The 25529-nt window shown below is 72.9% G+C and carries 20 protein-coding genes and 1 pseudogene; 17 read left to right on the top strand and 4 right to left on the bottom strand.

Features of this window, described 5'->3' with window-relative positions:
- The first annotated feature begins 13 nt into the window (after positions 1-13).
- The 13 genes from ACGFSH_RS24200 to ACGFSH_RS24140 are packed head-to-tail and all read left to right on the top strand — an operon-like array spanning position 14 to position 14439.
- Positions 14-1558 (top strand): right-handed parallel beta-helix repeat-containing protein, encoded by a 1545-nt coding sequence (locus ACGFSH_RS24200; protein WP_393351969.1) that lies wholly within the window; start codon positions 14-16, stop codon positions 1556-1558.
- A gap of 1 nt (position 1559) precedes the next feature.
- Positions 1560-2810 carry an O-antigen ligase domain-containing protein gene (locus ACGFSH_RS24195; RefSeq protein WP_393351966.1) on the top strand — a complete coding sequence of 417 codons (1251 nt, stop codon included), beginning with the start codon at positions 1560-1562 and terminating at the stop codon, positions 2808-2810.
- Complete coding sequence (locus tag ACGFSH_RS24190) at positions 2783-4063, top strand: glycosyltransferase (RefSeq protein ID WP_393351963.1); 1281 nt, start codon at positions 2783-2785, stop codon at positions 4061-4063. The genes ACGFSH_RS24195 and ACGFSH_RS24190 overlap by 28 nt, the downstream gene beginning before the upstream one ends.
- Positions 4060-5295, top strand: coding sequence for a class I SAM-dependent methyltransferase (locus ACGFSH_RS24185; protein WP_393351960.1), 1236 nt, complete (start codon positions 4060-4062; stop codon positions 5293-5295). Before ACGFSH_RS24190 ends, ACGFSH_RS24185 begins: the two co-directional genes overlap by 4 nt.
- A complete protein-coding gene (locus tag ACGFSH_RS24180) occupies positions 5292-6101 on the top strand; it encodes a glucose-1-phosphate cytidylyltransferase (protein ID WP_393351958.1) in 810 nt (269 codons plus the stop codon). Before ACGFSH_RS24185 ends, ACGFSH_RS24180 begins: the two co-directional genes overlap by 4 nt.
- Positions 6098-6745, top strand: a complete 648-nt coding sequence (locus ACGFSH_RS24175) for a PIG-L deacetylase family protein (RefSeq protein WP_393351956.1) — start codon at positions 6098-6100, stop codon at positions 6743-6745. The genes ACGFSH_RS24180 and ACGFSH_RS24175 overlap by 4 nt, the downstream gene beginning before the upstream one ends.
- Positions 6746-6748: 3 nt before the next feature.
- The gene (locus tag ACGFSH_RS24170; RefSeq protein ID WP_393351954.1) at positions 6749-7774 is read left to right on the top strand and encodes an NAD-dependent epimerase/dehydratase family protein; all 1026 of its coding nucleotides are present in this window, start codon (positions 6749-6751) and stop codon (positions 7772-7774) included.
- On the top strand, positions 7771-9045 hold the full coding sequence (locus ACGFSH_RS24165; protein WP_393351952.1) for a DUF4910 domain-containing protein: 1275 nt from the start codon (positions 7771-7773) through the stop codon (positions 9043-9045). The genes ACGFSH_RS24170 and ACGFSH_RS24165 overlap by 4 nt, the downstream gene beginning before the upstream one ends.
- Positions 9046-9050: 5 nt before the next feature.
- Entirely contained in the window at positions 9051-10349 is a 1299-nt protein-coding gene (locus ACGFSH_RS24160; RefSeq protein ID WP_393352287.1) for a hypothetical protein, read from the top strand.
- Positions 10346-11293, top strand: coding sequence for a glycosyltransferase family 2 protein (locus tag ACGFSH_RS24155; RefSeq protein WP_393351949.1), 948 nt, complete (start codon positions 10346-10348; stop codon positions 11291-11293). The genes ACGFSH_RS24160 and ACGFSH_RS24155 overlap by 4 nt, the downstream gene beginning before the upstream one ends.
- Positions 11290-12522: a polysaccharide pyruvyl transferase family protein gene (locus ACGFSH_RS24150; RefSeq protein WP_393351947.1), complete on the top strand. Its 1233-nt coding sequence runs from the start codon at positions 11290-11292 to the stop codon at positions 12520-12522. Before ACGFSH_RS24155 ends, ACGFSH_RS24150 begins: the two co-directional genes overlap by 4 nt.
- Positions 12519-13079, top strand: a complete 561-nt coding sequence (gene rfbC, locus ACGFSH_RS24145) for a dTDP-4-dehydrorhamnose 3,5-epimerase (protein WP_393351945.1) — start codon at positions 12519-12521, stop codon at positions 13077-13079. The genes ACGFSH_RS24150 and rfbC overlap by 4 nt, the downstream gene beginning before the upstream one ends.
- Positions 13080-13086: 7 nt before the next feature.
- A complete protein-coding gene (locus ACGFSH_RS24140; RefSeq protein ID WP_393351943.1) occupies positions 13087-14439 on the top strand; it encodes a glutamate-1-semialdehyde 2,1-aminomutase in 1353 nt (450 codons plus the stop codon).
- 66 nt (positions 14440-14505) lie between these two features.
- Here the strand turns inward: ACGFSH_RS24140 and ACGFSH_RS24135 are convergent, their stop codons facing one another.
- The gene (locus ACGFSH_RS24135; protein ID WP_393351941.1) at positions 14506-15270 is read right to left on the bottom strand and encodes a phosphatase PAP2 family protein; all 765 of its coding nucleotides are present in this window, start codon (positions 15268-15270) and stop codon (positions 14506-14508) included.
- Between the two features lie 444 nt (positions 15271-15714).
- Here ACGFSH_RS24135 and modA point away from each other — a divergent pair, with 444 nt between their 5' ends.
- The 3 genes from modA to ACGFSH_RS24120 are packed head-to-tail and all read left to right on the top strand — an operon-like array spanning position 15715 to position 18571.
- Positions 15715-16551 (top strand): molybdate ABC transporter substrate-binding protein, encoded by an 837-nt coding sequence (gene modA, locus ACGFSH_RS24130; RefSeq protein WP_393351939.1) that lies wholly within the window; start codon positions 15715-15717, stop codon positions 16549-16551.
- Positions 16548-17426: a molybdate ABC transporter permease subunit gene (gene modB, locus ACGFSH_RS24125; RefSeq protein ID WP_393351937.1), complete on the top strand. Its 879-nt coding sequence runs from the start codon at positions 16548-16550 to the stop codon at positions 17424-17426. The genes modA and modB overlap by 4 nt, the downstream gene beginning before the upstream one ends.
- Positions 17423-18571 (top strand): ABC transporter ATP-binding protein, encoded by a 1149-nt coding sequence (locus ACGFSH_RS24120; protein WP_393351935.1) that lies wholly within the window; start codon positions 17423-17425, stop codon positions 18569-18571. Before modB ends, ACGFSH_RS24120 begins: the two co-directional genes overlap by 4 nt.
- 60 nt (positions 18572-18631) lie before the next feature.
- On the opposite strand, the pseudogene ACGFSH_RS24115 reads toward ACGFSH_RS24120, so the two are convergent.
- Positions 18632-19545: pseudogene (locus ACGFSH_RS24115) on the bottom strand (ABC transporter ATP-binding protein).
- 377 nt (positions 19546-19922) lie between these two features.
- Between ACGFSH_RS24115 and ACGFSH_RS24110 the strand changes: the two are divergent.
- Positions 19923-21332 (top strand): non-reducing end alpha-L-arabinofuranosidase family hydrolase, encoded by a 1410-nt coding sequence (locus ACGFSH_RS24110; protein WP_393351933.1) that lies wholly within the window; start codon positions 19923-19925, stop codon positions 21330-21332.
- Positions 21333-21440: 108 nt separating this feature from the next.
- Here the strand turns inward: ACGFSH_RS24110 and ACGFSH_RS24105 are convergent, their stop codons facing one another.
- Entirely contained in the window at positions 21441-24092 is a 2652-nt protein-coding gene (locus ACGFSH_RS24105) for an RICIN domain-containing protein (RefSeq protein ID WP_393351931.1), read from the bottom strand.
- 740 nt (positions 24093-24832) lie between these two features.
- Positions 24833-25438, bottom strand: coding sequence for a helix-turn-helix transcriptional regulator (locus tag ACGFSH_RS24100; protein ID WP_393351929.1), 606 nt, complete (start codon positions 25436-25438; stop codon positions 24833-24835).
- Positions 25439-25529: the final 91 nt, after the last annotated feature.

Genomic DNA, 25529 nt, shown 5'->3' with positions numbered 1-25529 from the left:
GGAGGGAGGACGCATGGGGACAGGGCGCGTGGGGACCACATGGCGGCGGGCGCTGCCGGCGGCGGCGCTGGCACTGGCGCTGGCGGCGGCGACCGGCTGCGACGACGGCGGCACGACGGACGCGACGCCCAGACCGACCGCCGCGCCCTCCGCTCCCCCGGCGTCCGCGGCCCGCCTGTGCGCCGAGCCCGCCGCCGGGCCCGCGAAGGCGCCTGAGGGCGCGGTGGCGGTCGACCCCGCCGTCCCCGGCGACCTGGCGGCGAAGACCGCGAGCAGCCCTCCGCACACCACCTTCTGGCTCCGGCCGGGCCGGCACACCCTCCCGTCGAACCGCTACGACCAGGTGATCCCCAAGGAGGGGGACGTCTACCTCGGCGCGCCGGGCGCGGTCCTCGACGGCCGCCGGAGCAACCACTACGCGTTCGGCGGCTCCGCCGCCGGCATCACCATCCGGTATCTGACCGTGCGCGGGTTCGTCGCGCCCCGCGACGAGGGCGTCGTCAACCACGACTCGGCCGACGGGTGGGTCATCGAGCACACCACGATCCGCGACAACTCCGGCGCCGGGCTGATGGCCGGCTCCCGCCAGCAGGTCCGCGCCAACTGCCTGCGCGACAACGGCCAGTACGGGATGAACGCGTACAAGGAGGGCGGCGTCCGCGGCCTGGTGGTCGAGGGCAACGAGATCACCGGCAACAACAAGGACGACTGGGAACGGCAGCGGCCGGACTGCGGGTGCAGCGGAGGCGTCAAGTTCTGGGCCGTCGACGGCGCGGACGTGCGCGGCAACTGGGTGCACGGCAACCGCGGGACCGGGCTGTGGGCGGACACCAACAACAACGACTTCCTCATCGAGGGCAACCTGATCGAGGACAACGACGGCGCCGCGCTGATCTACGAGATCAGCTACAACGCGGTCATCCGCAAGAACACGATCCGGCGCAACAACTGGGTCGAGGGCCGCGCCTACGCGGCCTCCGGCGACACCTTCCCCTTCGCGACCGTCTACCTCTCCGAGTCCGGCGGCGAACCGCGCGTGCGGGCCCGCACGGACCGCATCGACGTCTCCGGCAACGTCCTGGAGAACAACTGGTCCGGCATCACCCTGTGGGAGAACGCCGACCGGTTCTGCAACAGCCCGGCCAACACCTCGTCCGGCGACTGCACGCTGCTGGTGAAGGACATCCGTCGCTGCGCGCAGCCGGCGATCGCCGGCCCGCCGCTGTACTCCGACTGCCGGTGGAAGACCCAGCGGGTGGACGTCCACGGCAACCGCTTCGTGCTCGACGGGTCCGTCCCCGCGTGCGCGGGCAAGTGCGCCCGGATGGGGGTGCTCTCCAACTACGGCACCTATCCGGACTGGTCGCCGTACCAGGGCGAGCGGGTCGCCCGGGCGATCACCCACGACCAGCACAACAGCTGGCACGACAACGTCTACGTCGGCCCGTGGACCTTCGTCGTCCACGACGCGAGCCGCGCGGTCGGCTTCAAGCAGTGGCGCGACGCCCCCTACCGGCAGGACGCGGGCAGCACCCTGCGCGCGAAGGACGGTGACTGAGATGACGTCCGCGAACACCGGCACGGACCGCACGCCGAAGATCGTCGGGGCGGTCTGGGGCCTGCTCGTCCTCAACACCCTCGGCTCCGCCGGGGCCGTGACCATCGTCCCGCTGCCGCGCTCGCTCATCCAGATGGTCACCATGGGCTCGCTGGCCGCCGCGTTCGCGCTGGCGCTCCTGGCCAACCCCCGGGTGCGCCTGCGGGCCAGTTCCTACGTGTTCCTGCTGACCCTGCTGCTGGTGCCGAGCCTGATCTCCAGCGTGGACCAGGGGGCCGGGTTCGGCGCGCTGTTCCGCTGCGGCCGGCTGGCCCTGTTCGTCGCCACGCTGTGGCTGCTCAGCCGCTGGTGGGACGGCGGCACGACGTTCGTGCGGCACCACATCCGGATGTACTTCGCGGTGCTCGGGTCGGTCGCGGCCGGCCTGGTCGTCTCACCCGGCGCCGCCCTGCCCGACCTGTACGGCGGGCGGCTGGTCGGCGCGCTGTGGCCGCTCACCCCGCCGCAGATCGGACAGTACGCCGCCGTCATCACGGGGCTGACCGTGCTGCTGCTCCTGGGCCGCCGCACCGACGGCAGGAGCGCCGCCGTGGTCGTCGTGCCCTCCCTCGGCCTGCTCGCGCTGACCCACACCCGCACGGCCACGCTCGGCCTGATCGTCGCGCTGGTGCTGGCGATCACCTCGCTCGTGCTGACCAGCGCCGCCGCCCGCCGGGTCTTCTCCTGGGGCGTGCTGTGCTCGGCGGTGGCGGCGGTGGGGTTCAGCTCCGCGCTCCAGGCGTGGTTCCTGCGCGGGCAGAGCCAGGAGAACTTCGCCAGCCTCACCGGCCGGGCCAAGGTCTGGCACGCCCTGCTGGCGGCGCCCCGGACGACGTCCCAGCACCTGTTCGGCACCGGTCTGGGCGACAAGTCGTTCGGCGGGCTCCCCATCGACAACAGCTGGCTGGCCGTCTACAACGAGCAGGGCGTGACCGGCATCGCCCTGGTGGCGGCGATCGTCGTCGTGCTGGGCGGCGTCGCCCTGCTGCGGCCGCCGTCGCTGTCGAGGGCCTGCGCGATCTTCCTGATCAGCTACTGCGCGATCGCGTCGTACACCGAGGCCGGGCTGGGCGACGCCTCGCCGTATCTGCTGCACCTGGCCGTGGCCGCCTCGCTGCTGGCGGTCCCCGCCGAGGCCGAGGCCGCTGCGGCGGCGCCCGAACCCCCTCGACGACACGTCCCGCGATGGGCCCGGACAACGGAGGTGACCTGAGCGTGGACGCCCTTCACGTGCTGGTGGTGCACAACCGCTACGGCTCGGCCCAGCCGAGCGGCGAGAACAAGGTCGTCGACCAGGAGGTCGCGCTGCTGCGCGCGGCCGGCCACCGGGTCGACGTGTTCGAGCGGCGCAGCGACGACATCGCCGCCCGGTCGCTGCCGGGCAAGGTCGCGGTGCCGCTGCTGGTGCCGTGGAACCCGGCGGTCCGCTCGGAGCTGGCCGCGAAGCTGCGCGCCGAGCGGCCGGACGTGGTGCACGTCCACAACGTCTTCCCGCTGCTGTCGCCGGCGGTGCTGGCGGCGTGCGCCGACGTCGGCGTGCCCGTCGTGGCCACCCTGCACAACTACACGCAGGTCTGTCCGCCCGGCACCCTCCAGCGGGACGGCCGGCCGTGCGCCGAGTGCGTGGGGTCCTCGCCGCTGCCCGCCGTGCGGCACGGCTGCTACCGGGGCTCCCGGCTTGCGACGGTGCCGCTCGCCGTCGGCCTGGCCGTCAACCGGCGGCGGTGGTGGTCGGGCGTGGAGCGGTTCTTCTGCATCTCCGCGGCACAGCGCGACGTCCTGGCCGGGGCCGGGATGCCGGCCGGGCGGCTCGCGGTCAAGCACAACTTCGTGCCCGAACCGGGCGTGCGGCGCACCGGCCCCGGCGAGCACGTGCTGTTCCTGGGCCGGCTCGCGGAGGCCAAGGGCGTACGGCTGCTGATGGCCGCGTGGGACGAACTCGCCGCGGGCGGCGGGCCGGGCGTGCCGCTGGTGATCGCCGGCACCGGGCCGCTGGAGCCGGAGGTGACCGCCTGGGCGGCGGGCCGTGACGACGTGCGCTACGTCGGCCTGTACGACACGGCGCGGTGCCGCGAGGCGATCGCGCGGGCCACGGCCGTGGTGGCGCCCTCGACGTGGCTGGAGGCGTTCGGCCTGGTGGTCGTGGAGGCGATGGCGGCCGGGGTCCCGGTCGTCGCCGCCGGTCACGGCGCGTTCGTCGAACTCGTCGAGGACGGGGTGACCGGGCTGCTGCACCGGCCGGGCGACACCGCCTCGCTGGCGGCCGCGCTGGGCCGGATCACCGCCGATCCGGCGCTCGACCGGGAGATGGGACGGGCGGCCCGGCGCCGATACGAGCAGGGCTTCAGTCCGGCCGTCGGGCTGGAGCGCCTGGAGGAGGGGTACCGCTCCGCGATCGCGGGTCGGTCAGTACCGGCTCACGGCGGGGACACCCGGGTGAGCAGGGGGGATGGGGACAGCACATGACACGATGCCGACTGTGCGGCTCGGAGGCGATGGCGAGCGTCGTCGACCTCGGGGCGACGCCGCCGTGCGAGAGCTTTCTCGCCGCGGACCGACTGGACGATCCCGAGCCGGCCTACCCGCTGCACCTGCGGGTCTGCACCGACTGCTGGCTCGCGCAGATCCCGCCGCTGATCTCGCCGCGGGAGACGTTCGAGGAGTACGCGTACTTCTCCTCCTTCTCGACCTCGTGGGTGGAGCACGCGCGCACGTTCGTCGCCGACGCCGTGGAGAAGGCGGGCCTGGGGCCCGACGCGTTCGTCGTCGAGGTCGCGAGCAACGACGGCTATCTGCTGCGCCACGTGGTGGACCGCGGGATCCGCTGCCTGGGCGTGGAGCCCTCGGTGAACGTCGGCGCGGCGGCCCGGGAGGCGGGCGTGCCCACGCTCACGGCGTTCCTGGACCCGGACACCGGCGCCGCCGTGCGCGCCGAGCACGGCCCGGCGGACCTGGTCGTGGCCAACAACGTGTACGCGCACATCCCCGACGTGACCGGCTTCACGCGGGGGCTGCGGGCGCTGGTCGCCGACGACGGCTGGGTCTCCGTCGAGGTGCAGCACCTGCTGACCCTGATCGAGGAGAACCAGTACGACACGATCTACCACGAGCACTTCCAGTACTACACGGTCGCCTCCGCGATCCGGGCGCTGGACAGCGGCGGACTCGCCCTGGTGGACGTCGAGCTGCTGCCCACGCACGGCGGCTCCATCCGGCTGTGGGCCCGGCCGGCCGAGGCGGCCGGCGAGCCCACCGCGCGGGTGGCCGACGTGCTGGCCCGCGAGAAGGCCGCGGGGCTCCAGGAGCTGTCCGGATACGCCGAGTTCTCGGCCCGGGTCGCCAAGGTGCGCCGGGACCTGCTGAAGTTCCTCGTCGAGGCGGCCGAGCGCGGCGAGACGGTCGTCGGCTACGGCGCCCCCGGCAAGGGCAACACCCTGCTCAACCACTGCGGCATCCGGCCCGACCTGCTCGCGTACACCGTGGACCGCAACCCCTACAAGCACGGCAGGTTCACGCCCGGCACCCGCATCCCGGTCCTGGCGCCCGAGCAGATCGCCGCGGACAAGCCGGACTACGTCCTCGTCCTGCCGTGGAACCTGCGCACCGAACTGGTCGAGCAGCTGTCCTACGTGCACGAGTGGGGCGGCCGGCTGGTCTTTCCCATCCCGGAACTGAGCATTGTCGAGGTCAAGCGATGAAGGTCGTCCTGTTCTGCGGCGGTTACGGGATGCGGATGCGCAGCGGCTCCGCCGACGACGTCCCCAAGCCGATGGCGATGGTCGGCCCCCGGCCGCTGATCTGGCACGTCATGCGCTACTACGCCTACTTCGGGCACACGGAGTTCATCCTGTGCCTGGGCTACGGGGCCCACCACATCAAGAACTTCTTCCTCAACTACGAGGAGACGACGTCCAACGACTTCGTGCTGCGCGGCGGACGGACCGAGCTGCTGTCCACCGACATCTCGGACTGGACGATCACGTTCGCGCAGACCGGCATCGAGTCGCCGATCGGGGAACGGCTGCGCCGGGTGCGCGAACACCTGGACGGCGACGACATGTTCCTCGCCAACTACGCCGACGTCCTCACCGACGCCCCGCTGCCGCAGATGATCGACTCCTTCGCGCGGCGCGACGCCGGCGCGTCGATGATGGTGGTGCCGCCGCAGTCCTCGTTCCACTGCGTGGACCTGGGCGAGGACGGCCTGGTGGGCGGCATCACCGCGGTGAGCGAACTGCCCCTGTGGGAGAACGGCGGCTACTTCGTCCTGCGCCAGGAGGTCTTCGACCACATCCCGCAGGGCGGCGACCTGGTCGCCGACGGGTGCGCACAGCTCGCCAAGCGCGGGCGGCTGGTGGCGCACCAGCACCGCGGGTTCTGGAAGCCGACCGACACCGTCAAGGAACGGGCCGCGCTCGACGAGGCGTACGCGCGGGGTGACCGGCCGTGGGCCGTGTGGGAACGCGACGGCGCCCCGGCGCCCGCCGCGGCGAGGACCGCGTGATACGTCTCGGGGCCGGGCGCCCCGACCGGATCGTCGCCGTGGGCGCGCACTGCGACGACATCGCCATCGGCGCCGGCGGCACGCTGCTGACGCTGTGCCGGGCCCGGCCGGGCGTCCGCGTCGACGCGCTGGTGCTCTCCGGCGGCGGAACCGAGCGCGAGCAGGAGGAGCAGGCCGCGCTCGCCGCGTTCTGCCCCGGCGCCGACCTGCGGCTGACCGTGCACAAGCTGCCCGACGGCCGGCTGCCCGTGCACTGGGACGAGGCCAAGGCCGCCGTCGAGGAGCTGCGCGGCCGGACCGAGCCGGACCTGATCCTCGCCCCGCGCACCGACGACGCGCACCAGGACCACCGCGGCCTGGCACGGCTCGTCCCCACCGCGTTCCGCGACCACCTCGTGCTCGGCTACGAGATCGTCAAGTGGGACGGCGACCTCGGGCGCCCCACGGCCTACCAGCCGCTCCCGGACGAGGTCGCCGAACAGAAGGTGCGGCTGTTGCAGGAGCACTACCCCTCGCAGCGGCACCGGCCCTGGTACGACCGGGAGGCCTTCCTCGGGCTGGCCCGGATCCGCGGCATCGAATGCCACGCGCGCTACGCCGAGGCGTTCGCCGTCACCAAACTCACTCTCGATCTGGGGGAATGACCTGTGCGCGTACTGCTGACGGGACACCAGGGCTACCTGGGCACCGTGATGGCCCCCGTGCTCGCCGCCGCGGGACACGAGGTCGTCGGTCTCGACGCCGGCCTGTTCGCCGACTGCGTCCTGGGCCCGGAGCCCGCCGACCCCGAGGGCCACCGGGTGGACCTGCGGGACGTCACGGCCGAGCACGTGGCCGGGGTGGACGCCGTGATCCACCTGGCCGCGCTCTCCAACGACCCGCTGGGATCGCTGGCGCCGGAGCTGACCTACGACATCAACCACCGGGCGTCGGTGCGGCTGGCCCGGCTGGCCCGCGACGCCGGGGTGCGGCGCTTCCTGTACGCGTCGACCTGCTCGGTGTACGGCGCCGCCGGCGGCGACGAACTCGTCGCCGAGGACGCCCCGTTGCGCCCCGTGACCCCGTACGCGGAGTCCAAGGTGCGGGTGGAGGACGACGTGCACGCCCTCGCCGACGGCGACTTCAGCCCGGTCTACATGCGCAACGCCACCGCCTTCGGGTACTCGCCCCGGCTGCGCGCCGACATCGTGCTCAACAACCTGGTGGGGCACGCCCTGCTGTCCGGCGAGGTCCTCGTCCTCTCCGACGGCACGCCCTGGCGCCCGCTCGTGCACGCCGCCGACATCGCGCGCGCCTTCGCGGCCGCGCTGACCGCGCCCCGCGAGGCGGTGCACGACCGGGCGTTCAACATCGGCAGCGAGGTCAACAACGTCACCGTCGCCGAGATCGCCGGACAGGTCGCCGAGGCGGTGCCCGGCTCCGAGGTGGTGATCACCGGGGAGAACGGGGCCGATCCGCGGTCCTACCGGGTGGACTTCTCGCGGTTCCGCGCAGCCGTCCCCGGCTTCGACTGCGAGTGGACGGTCAAGCGCGGCGCGCTCGAACTCGCCGACGCCTACCGCACCCACGGGCTGACCCGGGAGGCCTTCGAGCAGCGCTTCACCAGGCTGGCCGTGCTGCGCGCGGCGTCCGAGGCCGGCTCGGTCGACGACACCCTGCGGTGGCGCCGATGACCGCGCCCGGCGACGACATGCACGCGCTGGTGCGGCGGATGTACCCGCTGTGCCGCAGCATCACCGGCGACGGTGTGCGCGCCACCCTGGACATCGTCGGCGAGTACCTCCCGCTGACGGTGCACGAGGTGCCGACCGGGACCCGGGTCCTCGACTGGACGGTGCCGCAGGAGTGGAACATCCGGGACGCCTACATCGCCGGCGCCGACGGGAAGCGCGTCGTCGACTTCGCCGCGTCCAGCCTGCACGTGCTCGGCTACAGCGTGCCGGTGTCGGCGCGGATGCCGCTCGCCGAACTGCGCGAGCACCTGCACACCCTGCCGGAGCACCCGTCCTGGGTGCCCTACCGCACCAGCTACTACCAGCCGCAGTGGGGGTTCTGTCTGTCCCAGGAGACCCTGGACGCGATGCCGGACGGCGAGTACGAGGTGTGCGTCGACTCCACGCTCGCCGACGGCCACCTCACCTACGCCGAGCACGTGGTCCCCGGCGAGGTCAGCGACGAGGTGATCGTCTCCTGCCACGTCTGCCACCCGTCGCTGGCCAACGACAACCTGGCCGGCGTCGCGGTGGCGGTGTTCCTCGCACGGGCGCTGGCCGAGCACAGACCGCACTACACCTACCGGTTCATCTTCGCGCCCGGCACCATCGGCGCGATCACCTGGCTGGCCCGCAACGCGGAGCGGGTGCAGCGGGTCAGGCACGGCCTCGTGCTGGCCTGCGCCGGCGACCGGGGACGTCTGACGTACAAGCAGAGCAGACGCGGCGACGCGGAGATCGACCGGGTGCTGCGCCATGTGCTGGCCTCCTCCGAACGCCCCCACGACATCAAGGAGTTCACCCCCTACGGCTACGACGAGCGGCAGTACTGCTCCCCCGGGTTCGACCTCGGCGTGGGCTCGCTCAGCCGGACCCCTTACGCCGGCTACCCCGAGTACCACACCTCGGCCGACGACCCGGACTTCGTCTCGCCCGAGGCGATGGCGGACACCCTGGCCGTGTGCCGCGAGGCGTTCGCCGTCCTCGACCGCAACCGCAGGTACGTCAACCTCAGCCCCTACGGCGAACCGCAGCTGGGCCGGCGCGGGCTCTACGACTCGCTCGGCGGCCGCAGCGACGCCAAAGAGGCCCAGCTGGCCATGCTGTGGGTGCTCAGCCTCTCCGACGGCGAGCACACGCTGCTGGACGTCGCCGAACGGTCCGGGCTGCCGTTCGACGCCGTCGCCGCCGCGGCCGACGCGCTGCGCGACGCCGAGCTGATCAAGGCGTGAAGCCGGTGACCGCCGAGGGGGAGAATCCGCGGCCGGCGGCGGCGCCGGCCGGATCCGCCAAGCGCGCCCTCCTCGGCCGGCTGTCCTGGGGCCTCGCCGACCAGGCCGCTTCCAGCATGTCCAACTTCGCGGTGGGCATCTACGTGGCCCGCTCGCTGGGGGTGACCGCGTTCGGCGTGTTCAGCCTGGCCTGGGTGACCTACGGCGTGGTGCTGAACGTCTCCCGCGGGCTGGCCACCGACCCGCTCGTGGTGCGCTTCAGCGGACCGCCGGACGCGTCCTGGCGGGGCGCGGTGGCCCGATCGACGGGCACCGCGCTCGGCGTCGGCACCGGCCTCGGCGCGGCCTGCCTGGTGATCGGCCTCGCGCTGGGCGGCCGGGTGGGGCCCGCCTTCGCCTGCCTCGGCGTCATGCTGCCGGGGCTGCTGCTCCAGGACGCCTGGCGGTTCTCGTTCTTCGCCGCGGGCGCCGGCCGCAAGGCGTTCCTCAATGATCTCGTGTGGGGCGTCGCCCTCGTCCCGGCCATGGTCGTCGCGGCCCGCGTGGGCAGCGTGGCCGCCTTCGTGCTCGCCTGGGGCGCGTCCGCCGCGGCGGCCGCCGCCTACGGCTGCGTCCAGTCCGGCATCCGGCCCCGGCCCGGGGGGGCGCGCGGCTGGCTGCGCGAGCAACGCGACCTCGGGTACCGCTACCTGGTCGAGAACGTCAGCCTCAGCGGCGCGAGCCAGCTGCGGGCCTACGGGCTCGGCGCGATCGTCGCGGTCGGCGCGGTCGGCGCGGTGCGCGGCGCCGAACTCCTGCTGGGCCCGTTCCTCGCCGTCCTGATGGGACTGTCGCTGGTCACCGTCCCGGAGGCGGCCCGGGTGCTGCGGCGGGCCCCGCACCGGCTCGGCACGTTCTGCCTCCTCCTCGGCGGCGGCCAGGCCGCCGGCGCACTGTGCTGGGGCGGGGCGCTGCTGCTGATGCCGGACCGGTTCGGCGCGGCCGTGCTCGGCGAGGTCTGGCATTCCGCCGCCCAGCTCGTCGTGCCCATCACCCTCGGCGTCGCGGGCGCGGGGCTCGGCACCGGCGCGGCCGCCGGGCTGCGCGCCCTCGGCGCGGCCCGGCGCAGTCTGCGCTCCCAGCTGTTCGCGTCCGCCTGCTACGTCGGCGGCGGGCTGGGCGGGGCGGCCCTGGCCGGCGCGGTCGGCTCGGCCTGGGGCGTCGCCGCCGCGACCGTCAGCGGCTCGGCCGTGTGGTGGCTGCAGCTGCGGTCCGCCCTGGGCGAGCGGCACCACCACCCCGTTCCCGAAGTGAGGACCACATGAGCGACCGTCCCAGGCTGAGCATCGGCCTGCCCGTGTACAACGGCGAGGAGTACCTGGCCGAGTCCTTCGACGCCCTGCTCGGCCAGAGCTACGAGGACTTCGAGCTGGTCGTCTCCGACAACGCCTCCACCGACGGCACCGAGGACATCTGCCGTCGGTACGCGGCGAAGGACTCCCGCATCCGGTACATCCGGCTGTCCCGCAACATCGGCGCCGCCCCCAACCACAACCACGTGTTCGCCGAATGCCGGGGCGAACTGTTCAAGTGGGCCTCGCACGACGACCTGTACGCCCGGGACCTGCTGCTGCGCTGCGTCGAGGCGCTGGACGAACGGCCCGACGTGATCCTCGCGCACAGCGGCCAGGCGGTCATCGACGGCGACGGCCGGGTGACGGTCCCCTACGAGTACACCCTCGCCACCGACTCGCCGCACGCGCCGGAACGCTTCCGCAGCCTGCTCTTCGAACCCGGCGGCGACGACTTCTACGGGGTGATGCGGGCCGACGTGCTGCGCCGGGTGAAGCCGCACGACAGCTACCACCACGCCGACCGCACGTTCGTCGCCGAGATCACCCTGCACGGCCCCTTCCACCAGGTGCCGGAGCTGCTGTACTTCCGCCGCGACCACCCCACCCGCGCCGAACGGGCGAACCCCTCCAAGCGCTCCCGCTGCGTCAACCTGGACCCGCGCCGGGCAGGCCTCCTGCACCCGACGCCCCGGCTGCTCGCCGAGTACGTGTGGGGCTTCGCCTCCGCGATCCGGCGGGCGCCGCTGTCGTCGGCCGACCGGCGCGCCTGCTACCGCCACCTGGCCGCATGGCTGACCAGCCGCTCCCGGCCGGGCGCCGGCGAACGGGTCGAGGACCGCGCCCCGGTCGTGCCCGAGGGACTCGCCGTGTCCGTGGACGCCCTCGTGCCCGGCCGCGAGGGGAGGCGGCCATGACACCGGCGGACGCCGCGCCGGTGCGCGTCGGGGTGTTCGGCCTGCTCGGCTCGGGCAACCTCGGCAACGACGGATCGCTGGAGGCCGTCCTCGGATACCTCCGCGCCGAGCACCCGGAGGCCGTCGTGGACGCGCTGTGCGGCGGACCGGAGGCCGTAACCGCCCGGTACGGCATCCCCGCGACGCGGCTGCACTGGTACCGCGGCGAGTACCGGACCGCCTCGCGGGCGGGCGCGGTCGCCGGCAAGGGCCTGGGCAAACTGGTCGACGTCCTGCGCACCGCCGCCTGGGTGCGCCGCCACGACGTGGTGATCGTGCCCGGCATGGGCGTCCTGGAGGCCACCCTTCCGCTGCGGCCCTGGGGCTTCCCCTACTCGCTGTTCCTGCTCTGCGCGAGCGGCAGGCTGTCGGGCGCCAGGGTCGCGCTGGTCGGCGTCGGCGCCGCCGAGATCGGCAACCGGGCGACCCGCACCCTGGTGCGCTGGTCGGCGCGGCTCGCCGCCTACCGGTCGTACCGCGACGCCCCGTCCCGCGACGCGCTGCGCGCGATGGGCGTGGACACCTCGCGCGACGAGGTCCATCCCGACCTCGCCTTCGCCCTGCCGGCGCCCCCGGCGACCGCGCCCGCCGAACCGCCCGGCCGGGTCTGCGTGGGCGTCATGGCCTTCCACGGCGGCGACGACGACCGCGCGCGGGCCGAGGAGATCCACCGGCGCTACCTCGACGGCACGATCCGCTTCGTGCGCGCGCTGGCCGAGGACGGCAGGCAGGTCCGGCTGCTCATCGGCGACGCCTGCGACGCGCCGGTGGCCGCCGCGATCCTCCACGCCGTGGACTCGCCCCTCGTCACCGCCCCCGAGACGGCGTCGCTCGCCGACCTGATGCGGGAGACGGCCGCCGCCGACGCCGTGGTGGCGACCCGCTACCACAACCTGATCTGCGCGCTGAAGGCCGGCACGCCGACGCTCGCCGTCAGCTACGCGGCGAAGAGCGACGCCCTCATGGCCGAGATGGGACAGGGCGCGTTCTGCCACCCGGCCCGCGAGGTCGACGCCGACCGGCTGCTGGAGCAGTTCCGGACGCTGGAGAAGAACGCGGCGGACGTCCGGCGGACCCTCGCCGAACGCAACCTGGTCGCCACCGAACGCCTGCACCACCAGTTCGCCGTCCTGACGGCGGCCCTGTTCCCGCCGCCCGACCCCGCCCAGCCCGCCCGGGAGAGCGCATGAAAGCCACCGAGGTCCCGGCCATCGCCGGCGCGTACCTGTTCGAGCCGACGCCGTACGCCGACGAACGCGGCTTCTTCAGCCGCACCTTCGACGCCGACGTCGTCCGCTCGGCGGGCCTCGACCCGCACGCCTTCGTCCAGGACAGCCTGTCCCGCTCGGTGAAGGGCGTGCTGCGCGGCCTGCATCTGCGCTCCGGTGCGGGAGAGGCCAAGCTGGTGCGGTGCTCCTACGGGCGGATCTTCGACGCCGTCGTGGACCTGCGCCCGGACTCGCCGACCTACCGCAACCTGGCCACCTTCGAGCTCTCCGACGAGACGCAGCTGACCCTGTACATCCCGGCGGGCTGCGCGCACGGCTTCCAGGCGCTGACCGACACCGCCGACGTCTCCTACCGGATCGACCGCCGGCACGACCCGGCCGAGGACGTGACGATCGCCTTCGACGACCCGGAGATCGCCGTGCCCTGGCCGCTGCCGGTCACCTCCACGTCCCGGCGGGACCGGGAGGCGCCGAGCCTCGCCGAGGTCCTGAAGCACCTGCACCAGAAAGTAGGTTGAGGCCAGCGTGGACACCACACACACCACGGTCGCCGCCGACCCGGGGGAACTGCGCCTGCCCCGGTCGCGGCAGGCCAACGAGCGGCTGCACGCCATGGTCCCCGGAGGCGCGCACACCTACGCCAAGGGCGACGACCAGTACCCGGAGAACCTGGCCCCGGTCATCAGCCACGGCCGCGGCGCCCACGTGTGGGACGTCGACGGGAACCGCTACATCGAGTACGGCTCGGGCCTGCGGTCGGTCAGCCTCGGCCACGCCCACCCGCGGGTGACGGAGGCGGTACGCCGCGAAATCGACCGGGGCAGCAACTTCGTCCGGCCGTCCATCGTGGAGGTCGAGGCCGCCGAACGCTTCCTGGCCACGGTGCCGACCGCCGAGATGGTGAAGTTCGCCAAGAACGGCTCCGACGCCACCACCGCCGCGGTCCGCCTCGCCCGCGCCGCCACCGGACGTCCCCGCGTGGCCCTCTGCGCCGACCACCCCTTCTTCTCCACCGACGACTGGTTCATCGGCACCACCCCGATGGACGCCGGCATCCCGACGGCCACCACCGACCTGAACCTCTCGTTCCCCTACGGGGACCTGGCCGCCGCGGAGGAACTGCTCACCCGTCACCCGGGCGAGGTCGCCTGCCTGATCCTCGAACCCGCCACCCACACCGAGCCGCCCCCCGGCTACCTCGCCGGTCTGCGCGACCTGGCCGACCGGCACGGCTGCGTCCTGATCTTCGACGAGATGATCACCGGCCTGCGCTGGTCCGAGGCGGGCGCCCAGGGCCTGTACGGCGTCGTCCCCGACCTCTCCACCTTCGGCAAGGCTCTGGGCAACGGCTTCGCCGTCTCCGCGCTCGCCGGACGCCGCGACCTGATGGAGCGGGGCGGACTGCGCCACCCCGGCGAGCGGGTGTTCCTGCTGTCCACCACCCATGGCGCGGAGACGCACTCCCTGGCCGCGTCGATGGCGGTGCTGACCACCTACGCCGAGGAGGGCGTCACCGCACGGCTGCACGCCCTCGGCGAACGGCTGGCCGCGGGTGTCCGCGAGGCCGCGTCCGCCATGGGCGTCGGCGACCACGTCGTGGTCCGGGGCCGGGCCAGCAACCTGGTCTTCGCCACCCTCGACGAGAACCTGCGGCCGTCCCAGGAGTACCGCACCCTGTTCCTGCGCCGGCTGCTTGCGGGCGGCGTGCTCGCCCCGTCGTTCGTGGTGAGCAGCGCGCTCACGGACGCCGACATCGACCGGACCGTCGACGCGGTGGCCCAGGCGTGCGCGGTCTACCGCAAGGCGCTGGACACCGCCGACCCCACCCCCTGGCTGGGCGGCCGCCCGGTGAAACCGGTCTTCCGCCGCACAGCGTGAAAAACCGCACCGCCGCCCCGGCACGAGCGGGGGCGGCGCCCGGCAGCCGCCCTCGCGGCCAGGGAGTCAGCGAGACGGTCCGCCGCCGCGTCCGCCGTACGCCGTGCCGTCCGCCGTGCCGCCGTGCCGGCTCGCGTCCGGGCTGCCGTCCAGGCTCATATCCGGCCTGCCGTCCGGCCCGCCGTCCGGTCGGCGGACCGCCCGGTCGATGAGCCATCCCGTCGCCGGCACCACCGCCAGCGCGGTGCAGAAGCCGCCCAGGGCGTCGGTCGGGTAGTGCGCGCCCAGAGCCACCTGCGCCCAGCCCATCGCGGCGCCGGCGACCAGTGCGAAGCCGAGCACGAGTGCCATGCCGGCCGTTCTGCCGAGGCCGAGCCGGCCGGTCGCGAGCAGTGCCACCGCCAGGGCGAGCGCGGTGGCGAACGCGGTGTGGCCGCTCGGGTAGGAAAGGTTGCCGTCGCCGTGGATGGTGCGCCCCACCAGGTGCTTGAGCAGCGTCGCGACCGCCACGCCCGCTCCGGCCCCGGCCACGGTCAGCACCGCCGCCCGAGGACGCCGCACCAGCAGACAGCCCGCGACGAGGGCCGTCACCAGCAGCACCGACCCCACGGGCTCCCCGAGGAAGTCCAGAGCCAGCGCGAGACGCCGCCACGGCGGACCCACGCCGTCCGCCTCCGGGCTGCTGAGCCGCCTGTCCACACCGCCGGGCTCGCTGCCGCCGGCGTACAGGATCCCGAGCAGGACGACGGACAGCCCGGCGAGACCCGCGACCGCCCCGAGCCACCCGCGCAGCACCGGAGGCAGCACCGGGTGCGCCGACCGGCCGGTCACCGGCCCACCCCATCCGGCCGGACGGAGCAAGCCGCGCACACACCCCGGCGGACCGGCATCCGCCGACGCCCACTCCCCACCCAAGACCCCCTGACGTCACGCCGCCCTTCGACGGCGCCCTCTCCTTCTCCAATGACCGAGAAGGCCGAAGGGTTCCCCGACCCGGGGAAAAGCCCGTGGAAGCGGAGGAGGGCACCCGCGAAGGACGAGCCCACGGGCGGTCACATCGAGGACGACCGCACGCGGACCCCCATCGTCATGCAAACGCACATGCCAGGCCAGGGAACCCAAGCCCCGGATCATGCCAAGCAACAAGAGACTTTCACCTTGCACCTGCGGCATCATGGACGGCGCACGCGCACTCACCGGATCGACGACACGGGCGTTGCTCGGCGTCGGGAGACAGCAGCCGCGTCCGTCAGGAAGAGAGAGGGAGCACCCGTGATGACCCGTTCCGCGCGCCGGAGCCGCCCGACCCGCCGGACCCTGCGGGCGGCCGGCACGTGCGTAGCGGCCCTGCTGGTCCTGAGCGCCTGCTCGTCGTCCGGCTCCGGCTCGGCCGGGAAGTCGGACGGCTCGGGTTCGGCCTCCGCCTCGGACGAGCTGTCCGGCACGATCACGGTCTTCGCCGCCGCCTCGCTGAAGGAGAGCTTCACGACGCTGGGCGAAAAGTTCGAGAAGGCCCACCCGGGCACGAAGGTCGCCTTCAGCTTCGGCGGCAGCGACACCCTCGCCGCGAGCATCACCGCCGGCGCCCCCGCCGACGTCTTCGCCTCGGCCAGCCCGAAGACCATGGCGATCGTGACGGACAGGGGCGGCGCGGAGGGCACGCCCGCCACCTTCGTGCGCAACCGGCTGGAGATCGCCACCCTGCCCGGCAATCCGGCCAGGATCACTTCCCTGAAGGACCTCACGAAGTCCTCGCTGAAGGTCGTGCTGTGCGACAGGACGGTGCCGTGCGGGGCCGCCGCCCGGAAGGCCCTGGACGCGAGCGGGCTCGAGCTCACTCCGGTCTCCTACGAAGAGGACGTCAAGTCGGCCCTGAACAAGGTGGTCCTGAAAGAGGCCGACGCCGCGGTGGTCTACAGGACCGACGTGAAGGCCGCGGGTGACAAGGTGGAGGGCGTGGACTTCCCCGAGTCGGCCCAGGCCGTCAACGCGTACCCGATCACCCTGCTCAAGGGCTCGGAGAACACCGGGACCGCCAAGGCGTTCATCGCGCTGGTGCGGTCCGCGGCCGGCCAGAAGGTCCTGACCGGCGCCGGGTTCCTCCGGCCGTGACCTCCCCGCCCCCGGACAAGGCCGGCGCCACGGACACCGTGACCGATGGCCCGCGCCGCCGCCGCGTCCGCAGATCCCCGGCGGGCCGCGGCCTCGGCGGCGGCGCCCCGCTGCCCCTGCTGCTGCCCGCGCTGATCGGGCTGGCGTTCCTGGTCCTCCCCCTCGTCGCCCTGCTGATCCGCGCCCCCTGGCGGAGCATGCCCGACCTGCTGACGAGCACCGAGGTGTGGCAGGCGCTCCAGCTGTCCCTGGTCTGCGCGACGGCGGCGACCGCGGTGAGCCTGGTGCTCGGGGTGCCGCTGGCCTGGCTGCTGGCACGGGTCGAGTTCCCGGGGCGCGGCCTTCTCCGGGCGCTGGTCACCCTTCCGCTGGTGCTGCCGCCGGTGGTCGGCGGCGTCGCCCTGCTGATGGCGCTCGGGCGCAACGGGGTCATGGGCCGGTGGCTGGACTCCTGGTTCGGGATCACGCTGCCGTTCACCACCGCCGGGGTCGTCGTCGCGGAAGCCTTCGTGGCGATGCCGTTCCTCGTCATCAGCGTCGAGGGCACCCTGCGCGCCGCCGACCCGCGCTACGAGGAGGCGGCCACGACGCTCGGCGCCTCGCGCTTCACCGCGTTCCGCCGCGTCACGCTGCCGCTCGTCGCCCCCGGCATCGCGGCCGGCGCGGTGCTGGCGTGGGCCCGGGCGCTCGGCGAGTTCGGCGCGACGATCACCTTCGCCGGCAACTTCCCCGGCCGTACCCAGACCATGCCGCTCGCCGTGTACCTGGCGTTGCAGAGCGACCCGGAGGCCGCGATCGCCCTCAGCCTGGTCCTGCTGGCCGTCTCGATCGCGGTGCTGGCCGGGCTGCGCGACCGATGGATGGCCGCCTCATGAGCGACACCGGGAAGACCGCACGCGCCGCGCGCCCCGCACCGGGACCGGCCGACGAGCCCGCCGCGGCCGGGGAGGGACTCGACGCCCGGCTGCTGGTCGAGCGCGGCTCCTTCCGCCTCGACGTGGCGCTGACCGCGGCGCCGGGTGACGTCGTCGCGCTCCTCGGCCCCAACGGCGCCGGCAAGACGACCGCGCTGCGCGCCCTCGCCGGTCTCGTCCCGCTCACCGGCGGCCACCTGCGCCTGGACGGGGCCGAGTTGCACCGCACGCGGCCGGAGTCCCGCCCGGTCGGCGTCGTCTTCCAGGACTACCTGCTCTTCCCCCACCTCACCGCGCTGGACAACGTGGCCTTCGGGCCGCGCTGCCACGGCGCGACCAAGGCGCAGGCACGCGCGCAGGCCGCGAGGTGGCTGGAGCGGATGGGCCTCGCGGGCCACGCCGGCAGCAAGCCACGCAAGCTCTCCGGGGGCCAGGCGCAGCGCGTCGCCCTCGCCCGGGCCCTGGCCACCCACCCGCGCCTGCTGCTCCTCGACGAGCCGCTCGCCGCCCTCGACGCCCGCACCCGCCTCGACGTCCGCGCGCAACTCCGGCACCATCTGGCCGAGTTCGAAGCGGTGGCCGTGCTCGTCACGCACGACCCGCTGGACGCGATGGTCCTGGCCGACCACCTCGTCGTCATCGAGGACGGCCGTATCGTCCAGCAGGGCGGCCCGGCCGACATCGCCCGCCACCCGCGCACCGACTACATCGCCCACCTCGTCGGCCTCAACCTCTACCAGGGCGAGGCACGGGGCCACACGGTCCACGTCGAGAGCGGCCCCGGTACCACGACCGGGATCGCCACCGGGACCGGGACGACCATCACGACCACCGAGGACCTCACCGGCCCGGTCTTCGTCGCCTTCCCGCCCAGCGCGGTCACCCTGCACCGGGACCGCCCCACCGGCTCCAGCGCACGCAACCTCTGGCGGTGCGAGATCGCCGGCCTGGACGCCCGCGGCGACCGGATCCGCGCCGACCTGACCGGCGAACTCCCCCTCGCCGCCGACCTCACGACGGTGGCGGCGGCCGAACTCGGCCTGCATCCCGGTGTCGCGGTCTGGGCGACGGTCAAGGCGGCCCAGACCCACGCGTACCCGGCCTGAGCGTCCGGGCGGAGGCGCGGGGTCCGCGGCCGCACCGGACCGCCGCCCGGGACGTGCGGTTCACGGGCGCGGCCCCGGAGCGGGCGGAGGCTCACGCCGGTGACGGGCTTGCGGCACGGCCGTGGACCTGGCGTACCAGCGGCCGTCGTGGGCTTCGACGCGGATGGGCGGCCCGAAGCACCCGGTGAGGTTCTCCGACGTGAGCACGGATTGCACGGGGCCGGAGACCAGTTCACGGCCTTCCTTCAGCAGGAAGGCGTGCGAGGTGGAGGGCGGCAGCTCCTCCGGATGATGGGTGACGGCCACCGTGGACAGGCCCGGCCTGCCGCTCGCCAGGCGGTGCAGTGCGTCCACCAGATCCTCCCGGGAGGGAAGGTCGAGGGCGTTGAACGGCTCGTCGAGCAGGAGCAGCGACGGGTCGGACATCAGGGCGCGCGACGAGGATCCTGGCGCGCTGCCCGCCCGAGCAGTCGCCGAACGCGCGCCCGGCGAGTTCCTTGCAGTCCAGCTCGGCCAGGAGAACCCGGGCCCGTTCCCGCGTCGTGGCGTCGTAGGCCCCCCACAACGGCTGCACGGTGCCGGTCGCGCCGGTGAGGACGACGGTGTGGGCGGTGGCCTCCGGGGGAACCTTCTGCGCGGCGTCGACGAAGCCGATGCGCGCGCAACTCCCGCACGTCCACCCGGCCGAGGCGGGACCCGAGGACGTCCACGGTTCCGGCCGTGGGATGGATCAGGGCTGCGGCCAGGCCCAGCATGGTGGTCTTGCCGGCCCCGTTCGGCCCGAGCAACGCCCAGTGCTCGCGCCGGTGGACCGTCCAGTCGACCGAGTCCAGGACCACTTTCTGGCCGGTCGTACGACGGTGAACGCTCACCCCCGACAGGGCGATGACGGGGGGCGACGACCCGCGCCGCCACCTGAACGAGGACCTGCTACGGCCGGTACCCGGACGCGCTGGCCGGCTCAGCGCTCCCATAGGTGAGGTGACGTCAGAAGCATGGGTCGCACGAAAACCCGCCGGTAGCAAAGTATTTCGTGTCACGAGGCTAGACACGAGCAACGTCCGTATCCGTTAATCCATCCCATGTATCACTCGAGAGGGTCGATCGAATCGAGACCGCGGCGGATGAGCCCGTGACACGCCATGCCCGCCGGGGCCGTACGCGGCACTGACGTTCGCCGGAACCAGATGATCATCACCCTCTCGACTCTTTGCCCGACACTTCGACCATTGTTCGAGATGACGAACGGATCGTCGATCGGACGACCCCGAGGCCGAGGTGGGGCGCAACAACAGTCCGGAGCCTCCGACGGGGCCGGCCGGAACCGCTCACCCAAGGAATGAGACCCCCCATGCGCAGACGTGGATTCAGCCGCAGGCCCGTGTTCGTGGCGCTCGCGGCCCTCGTGGCTTCGGCGGCCACGATCGTTTCCCACCCGGCTCAGGCGGCCACCAGCGGCGCCTTGCGCGGCGCCGGGTCCGGCCGGTGCCTCGATGTGTCGGGCGCCAGCCAGACCGACGGCACGAACGTGCAGATCTGGGACTGCTACGGCGGTACCAACCAGCAGTGGACGCTGACGGACGCCAACCAGCTGACCGTGTTCGGAAACAAGTGCCTGGACGTCCCCGGTCACGCCACCACGGCCGGCACCCGGCCGGTGATCTGGTCCTGCAACGGCGGTACGAACCAGCAGTGGCGGGTGAACCCCGACGGCACGGTCGTCGCCGTGGAGTCCGGGCTGTGCCTGGACGTCAGCGGCGGCGCCACGGCCAACGGCACGGCGGTGCGGCTGTGGAACTGCACCGGCGGCGCCGGCCAGAAGTGGTCCGGCCTGTCCGGGGCGTCCAACTCGTGTGCCCTGCCGTCGGCATACCAGTGGACGTCGACCAACGCGCTGACGCAGCCGGCGAACGGGTGGGCCTCGCTCAAGGACTTCACCACCGTGACGTACAACGGCAAGCACCTGGTCTACGCGACGTACTCCGACGGCAACTGGCACTCGATGGGCTTCACCCCCTTCACGAACTGGTCGGACATGGGCTCGGCCGGCCAGACCGCGATGAGCCAGTCGGCGGTGGCGCCCAAACTGTTCTACTTCGCGCGCAAGAACATCTGGGTCCTGGCCTCCAACGGGTGGGGCACGGCCTGGCCGTTCGTCTACCGCACGTCGAGCGATCCCACCAACCCCAACAGCTGGTCCGCGGCGCAGCCGCTGTTCACCGGCAGCCTCCCCGTCGGCGCGCCGATCGATCCGACCCTGATCGCCGACGACCAGAACATGTACCTCTTCTTCGCCAACGACAAGGGCGGCATCTTCAAGTCGACCATGCCGGTCGGCAACTTCCCGAGCAGCTTCGGCTCGTCGTACACGACGGTCATGAGCGACACGGAGAAGAACCTGTTCGAGGCGCCGGAGGTCTACAAGGTCCAGGGGCAGAACCAGTACCTCATGATCGTCGAGGCTCGCGGCGCGAGGGAGGACCGCTTCTTCCGTTCGTTCACGGCCACCAGCCTGAACGGCCCCTGGACCCCGCAGGCCGCCACCGAGAGCAGCCCCTTCGCGGGCAAGGCCAACAGCGGCGCCACCTGGACCAACAGCATCAGCCACGGTGACCTGGTCCGCAACAACCCCGACGAGACCATGACCGTCGACCCCTGCAACCTTCAGTTCCTCTACCAGGGCCTGTCCCCCGACGTCCCGCAGGGCACCGACTACGTGAAGCTGCCGTACCGGCCGGGCCTGCTCACCCTGAAGCGCTGACCCGCTTCACCTGGTCACCCGCTCGCGACCGGGCGCCCGAGGCCCGCACAGCGCCTTCCGCCGTGCGGGCCGGGAGGGAACTCCCCCGCCCGGGTGTCCGGGGTCAGGTCAGGACGGGTCGCCGTACTGCAGGCCGCGTCCGTTGGTGCCGACGTAGACCCGGCCGTAGGTGTCGGGGTCGCCGGTGATGACGCCGACGCCGCCGATGGCGCCCCACTGGTGGGCCTGGTCGTTGACGCGGAGCCAGGTGGCGCCCTGGTCGGTTGAGCGGAAGACCCCGCTGACGTCCTTGACGGACCCGATCAGGTACAGCGCCTGGTAGTCGGCGCCCGGCTTGGCCTTGCCGAAGCCCAGGGCGGAGGCGGACTGCACCGTCTTGAGCGTGGTGAAGGTGCGGCCGCCGTCGGTGGAGTGCAGCAGCCCCTTGCCGGAACCGGCGATCCACAGGTCTCCGGCGATGCCGGGGACCGCCGTGAGCCGGCCGGAGGGCAGGCCGGTGGCGCGAGCGGTGAAGGTCGCGCCGCCGTCGGTGCTGGCGTGGAGCGTGCCGCCGGACAGGGAATAGAACGTCCTGGCCGAGGAGCGGTCGGCGACGACTGCGTCGTCAGTGCCCAGGCCGCCGACCCTCGACCAGGTGGACCCCTTGTCGGTCGAGCGGTAGGGGGCCTGGCCGGCCTGCGTCCAGACGATGGTGGAGCCGTCCGCCGCGAGCGCGACACGGCCGTCCTGGGCACTGGCGACCGGCTCAGCCCTGAAGCCGTTCCAGGTGCTGCCGCCGTCGGTGGAGTAGGCGCCGTCCTGAGCGCCGCCCCGGCCGACGCGGACCATGACGGAGGGCTTGGACTGGGCGAAGTCGATGTCGGTGCTGTTGGTCATCATCGGGTTCTGCAACCGCCCGGAGGGCACCGTGGTCAGGGAGTCGTGCCGGAAGCCGCCCTGGTCGCCCATGGACGTGATGACGCTGGCGCCGCCGGGCGGGGCGATCGCGTCCAGCAGCGCCGTCTCCTCCAGTCCCCGGGCGCCCATGCTCCAGTGGCTGGTACCGCCGGTGTCGGACGCGGCCGCGTCCGTGCTGCGCAGGATGCCGTTGCCGGTGCCGTACAGCACATGCCCGGAGTCGAAGGGATCGATGGCCAGGGCGGTCATCCAGTGCCCGGTGTGGGTGCCGACGTAAGGAGCGGCGGAGGCGTCGCGCACCGACCTGTCGGCCAGCGCCTTCCAGGTCGTGCCGCCGTCGGTGCTGCGGTACAGCTCGTCCTGGGGATACCAGCGGCCGAGGGTGGTGACCATGACCGTGGACGGCTTTCGCGGGTCGACGGCCAGACCGGAGAAGCCGTAACTGCCGCTGGACGGCGAGATGTTCTTCCACGCGCCGCCGGCCGGCGTGTACTTCCACACCGAGCCCCCCGTCACGCCGTTGGGCCCGAGGTTGTCGGTGTACGTCAGGTACAGCGAGCCGTCACCGGAGAGGACGCCGTGCTGCGGCAGCCGGCCGGTGGGCTGCCCGGCGACGGCCTGCCAGCTGCCGCCGCCGTCGGTGGAGCGGTACAGGGAGGTGGACCTGTCGCCGACACCGACGTAGACCGTCTTGCTGCCGGCCGGGCCGAACGTCACGAAGGAGATTCCCCCGCCGCTGCTCGCGCCGTCCTTGACCGGGAACGAGGAGACCTGACTCCATGTCACGCCGAAGTCGGTGCTGCGCCACAGGCCGTTCCTGCGGGTGCCCAGCAGCAGGGTGCCGTGGTTCGCCGGGTCGACCACGAGCCGCTCGCCCGCCCCGCGGCCGTCCTCGTTGCCTCCCACCTTGAACGGCAGATCGGTGCGCTGGAAGGTACGGCCCCGGTCGGTGGAGCGCAGGATCGCCCCGTTGCCGGCCCAGTCGTTCGTGTAGGTGCCTGCCCCGAGGTACAGCCGGCCGGGGTCGACGGGGTCGGTGGCCACCGAGTCGATGCCCAGCAGGTTCCAGTCCTTCTCGCCGATCCAGTCGGTGAGCGGGATCCACTCCTCGGCCCCGGTGTCCCAGCGGTAGGCGCCGCCCATGTCGGTGCGCGCGTACAGCAGGCCCTTCTCCTTCGGGTTGAACACCAGACCGGTGACGTAACCGCCGCCCACCACCTGGGCGTTCTTCCACCTGTACGGTCCCGTCGCGGCCGTCGTCCGCGCGCCGCCGGTACCGGCCGCCCCGTCCTCGTCCGCCTTCACCAGCTTCCACTGCTGGTTGGCGGTGCCCCGGCTCGGATACTGGATGAGCCCCGCGCCCTGGGCCGTGGAACCCCCGGAGACGTCCAGGACCAGACCGCTCCTGCGGGAGGTGAGGGTGACGGCGTCGGAACCGCTCACCTCGCTGATCTTCCACTCCTGCGAGGGGGCGGAACTGTCGGTCTGCTGCTCGGCGGCGGCCCCCTGAGCGGTCGAGTCGCCCGCTATGCCGAGCACCTTGCCGCTGTTGCGGTTCACCAGCTCGTAGTAGCCGTCACCGGCCGACCTCAGCTTCCACTGCTGGTTGGCGGTGTTCTGGTCGGTCCACTGCTGGATCCGGGTGCCGTCGGCGGTGGAGAAGCTGCTGACGTCCATCACCTTGCCACTGCGCACGGAGACCAGCCGGTAATAGGCGCCGCCGTCGACCGTCGCGGCCTGCGAGTCCTCCTGCGCGAACAGGAGATACGGCACGAGGACGGCGGGCACACCGAGCACCAGGCCGGTGGCGGTCCAGCGGCGGCGGTGACGCCCGCGGCGCCCGTCGTTCGTGGGGTGGTTCATGGGGCGGCGTTCTCCTTGCATGCTGTTCACGGGGAAATCCGGATCCCTGCCGCCGAACCGGCCGGATCCGCTTCCTTGTGGTCACAGGCCACGCAAAGGGTTGCCATGATCTTGAACCTCTTTCCGGGCCGCCCCGTGATGCGGCGGGAAGACGGCCAGTGCGCGAGGTGTCCAACACCTGGAGGGGTAACCGGCGTCCGGCGTCGACGGCGATGCCCCTGGCCAGGGGCCGAGGACCGAGCCGGCATCCTGACCGCCTCGCTCACCGACCGATCCATGGAACGCGGGGCCGAACCCACTGTTCAGAGACGGAAGGTGACGGGGCGTATGGAAACCTGCGGCACTCGGGGGCCGAGCGCCCGCTCTGCACCGGCCCGTCTCCGCAGGCGCCCCCCACCCCGCGAACCGGCGGGGGGACACAGCCTCTCGGATGGCGACGTTGCGCCTACCAGCAGGCACGCATGATCGTGTCAGGCAGTCGCCCCCGCCGTTCGCCCTCCTGAAAAATCGCCGATGCCGCGATCAGGAAAGCGCGGCGGAACTCCGGGTCCGGCCCGGGGTTTTCCGCCTTCCCGACCTACATCCGTCCACCGCGACCCGAAGAGGCAGGGGCTCCGCTCACCGCCGACGCCGTCCCGCTCCCGGACAGCCGAGCACGTCGCCGCGCGGACGTCGGCAGCCCGCCGACGTCACCGGCGGAGTCCCGGCGTTGCCTCCGAGCGGACTCGCCGGGGCCTCTCTCATCCCGCCCTGCCCCTCGGAGCCTCGTCGGTGCCGGTCCGCGCCTGTGCAGGTGAGTGCTCCTCCGCCTGTGCGGCCTGTGCCGTGGCGAGCGGGCCCAAGTGCTGGGCGGCGCTGTCCAGCAGTCCGAGGTCGGCTTTGGTGTGCGCGATGGCGGCGTCGATCAGGACGGCGACCAGCGGCTCGTCGGCGTGGGCGCGGCGCTGCCGGCCCAGGCCCGCGAGCTCGGACAGGTACGTCTGCCGCTGCGCCTCGATCAGGGTGGCCAGGGCCTGCGGACCCAGCGCGACAGCGCCGAGGAGCTTGAGGAACAGCTCGTCGCGGAAGCCGCCGACGCGCACCCAGGCGGTGGTCGCCCACGAGCGCAGCTCGGCCTCGCCCGCCTCGGTGAGCGTGTAGAGGTTCTTGTCGGGCCGGTCGGTCTGGGCGACCTGCGAGCGCGAGACATAGCCGTCACGGACCAGCCGTTCGAGGATCTGGTAGAGGTGACCGATGTTCAGGCCGCCCCACTGCGGGCCGACGGCCTCCTCGAACCGGGCCTTGAGTTCGTATCCGTGATTCGGTCGCCGGGTCAGCAGCGCGAGCACGGCGTGATGGAGCGGCATACATGTCCCTTCTACATTGTGACAACATACCCCTGAATTGTCGCAATGCAGGGACGGCGACGCAGGTGCCGCTGATGTATGAGGGCGAGGT

Source organism: Streptomyces sp. NPDC048481, assembly GCF_043200075.1.
In the GTDB taxonomy this organism is placed as follows: domain Bacteria; phylum Actinomycetota; class Actinomycetes; order Streptomycetales; family Streptomycetaceae; genus Streptomyces.
Note: the sequence above shows the minus strand (reverse complement) of the source record. Positions and strands in the feature narration are given on the sequence as shown.

What these genes read in the sequence shown, in the direction of transcription:
- ACGFSH_RS24200 (WP_393351969.1), top strand. Translation starts at nt 14, where the DNA reads ATGGGGACAGGGCGCGTGGGGACCACATGGCGGCGGGCGCTGCCGGCG.
- ACGFSH_RS24195 (WP_393351966.1), top strand. Translation starts at nt 1,560, where the DNA reads ATGACGTCCGCGAACACCGGCACGGACCGCACGCCGAAGATCGTCGGG.
- ACGFSH_RS24190 (WP_393351963.1), top strand. Translation starts at nt 2,783, where the DNA reads ATGGGCCCGGACAACGGAGGTGACCTGAGCGTGGACGCCCTTCACGTG.
- ACGFSH_RS24185 (WP_393351960.1), top strand. Translation starts at nt 4,060, where the DNA reads ATGACACGATGCCGACTGTGCGGCTCGGAGGCGATGGCGAGCGTCGTC.
- ACGFSH_RS24180 (WP_393351958.1), top strand. Translation starts at nt 5,292, where the DNA reads ATGAAGGTCGTCCTGTTCTGCGGCGGTTACGGGATGCGGATGCGCAGC.
- ACGFSH_RS24165 (WP_393351952.1), top strand. Translation starts at nt 7,771, where the DNA reads ATGACCGCGCCCGGCGACGACATGCACGCGCTGGTGCGGCGGATGTAC.
- ACGFSH_RS24155 (WP_393351949.1), top strand. Translation starts at nt 10,346, where the DNA reads ATGAGCGACCGTCCCAGGCTGAGCATCGGCCTGCCCGTGTACAACGGC.
- ACGFSH_RS24150 (WP_393351947.1), top strand. Translation starts at nt 11,290, where the DNA reads ATGACACCGGCGGACGCCGCGCCGGTGCGCGTCGGGGTGTTCGGCCTG.
- rfbC (WP_393351945.1), top strand. Translation starts at nt 12,519, where the DNA reads ATGAAAGCCACCGAGGTCCCGGCCATCGCCGGCGCGTACCTGTTCGAG.
- modA (WP_393351939.1), top strand. Translation starts at nt 15,715, where the DNA reads ATGACCCGTTCCGCGCGCCGGAGCCGCCCGACCCGCCGGACCCTGCGG.
- ACGFSH_RS24120 (WP_393351935.1), top strand. Translation starts at nt 17,423, where the DNA reads ATGAGCGACACCGGGAAGACCGCACGCGCCGCGCGCCCCGCACCGGGA.
- ACGFSH_RS24110 (WP_393351933.1), top strand. Translation starts at nt 19,923, where the DNA reads ATGCGCAGACGTGGATTCAGCCGCAGGCCCGTGTTCGTGGCGCTCGCG.
- ACGFSH_RS24105 (WP_393351931.1), bottom strand. Translation starts at nt 24,092, where the DNA reads ATGAACCACCCCACGAACGACGGGCGCCGCGGGCGTCACCGCCGCCGC.
- ACGFSH_RS24100 (WP_393351929.1), bottom strand. Translation starts at nt 25,438, where the DNA reads ATGCCGCTCCATCACGCCGTGCTCGCGCTGCTGACCCGGCGACCGAAT.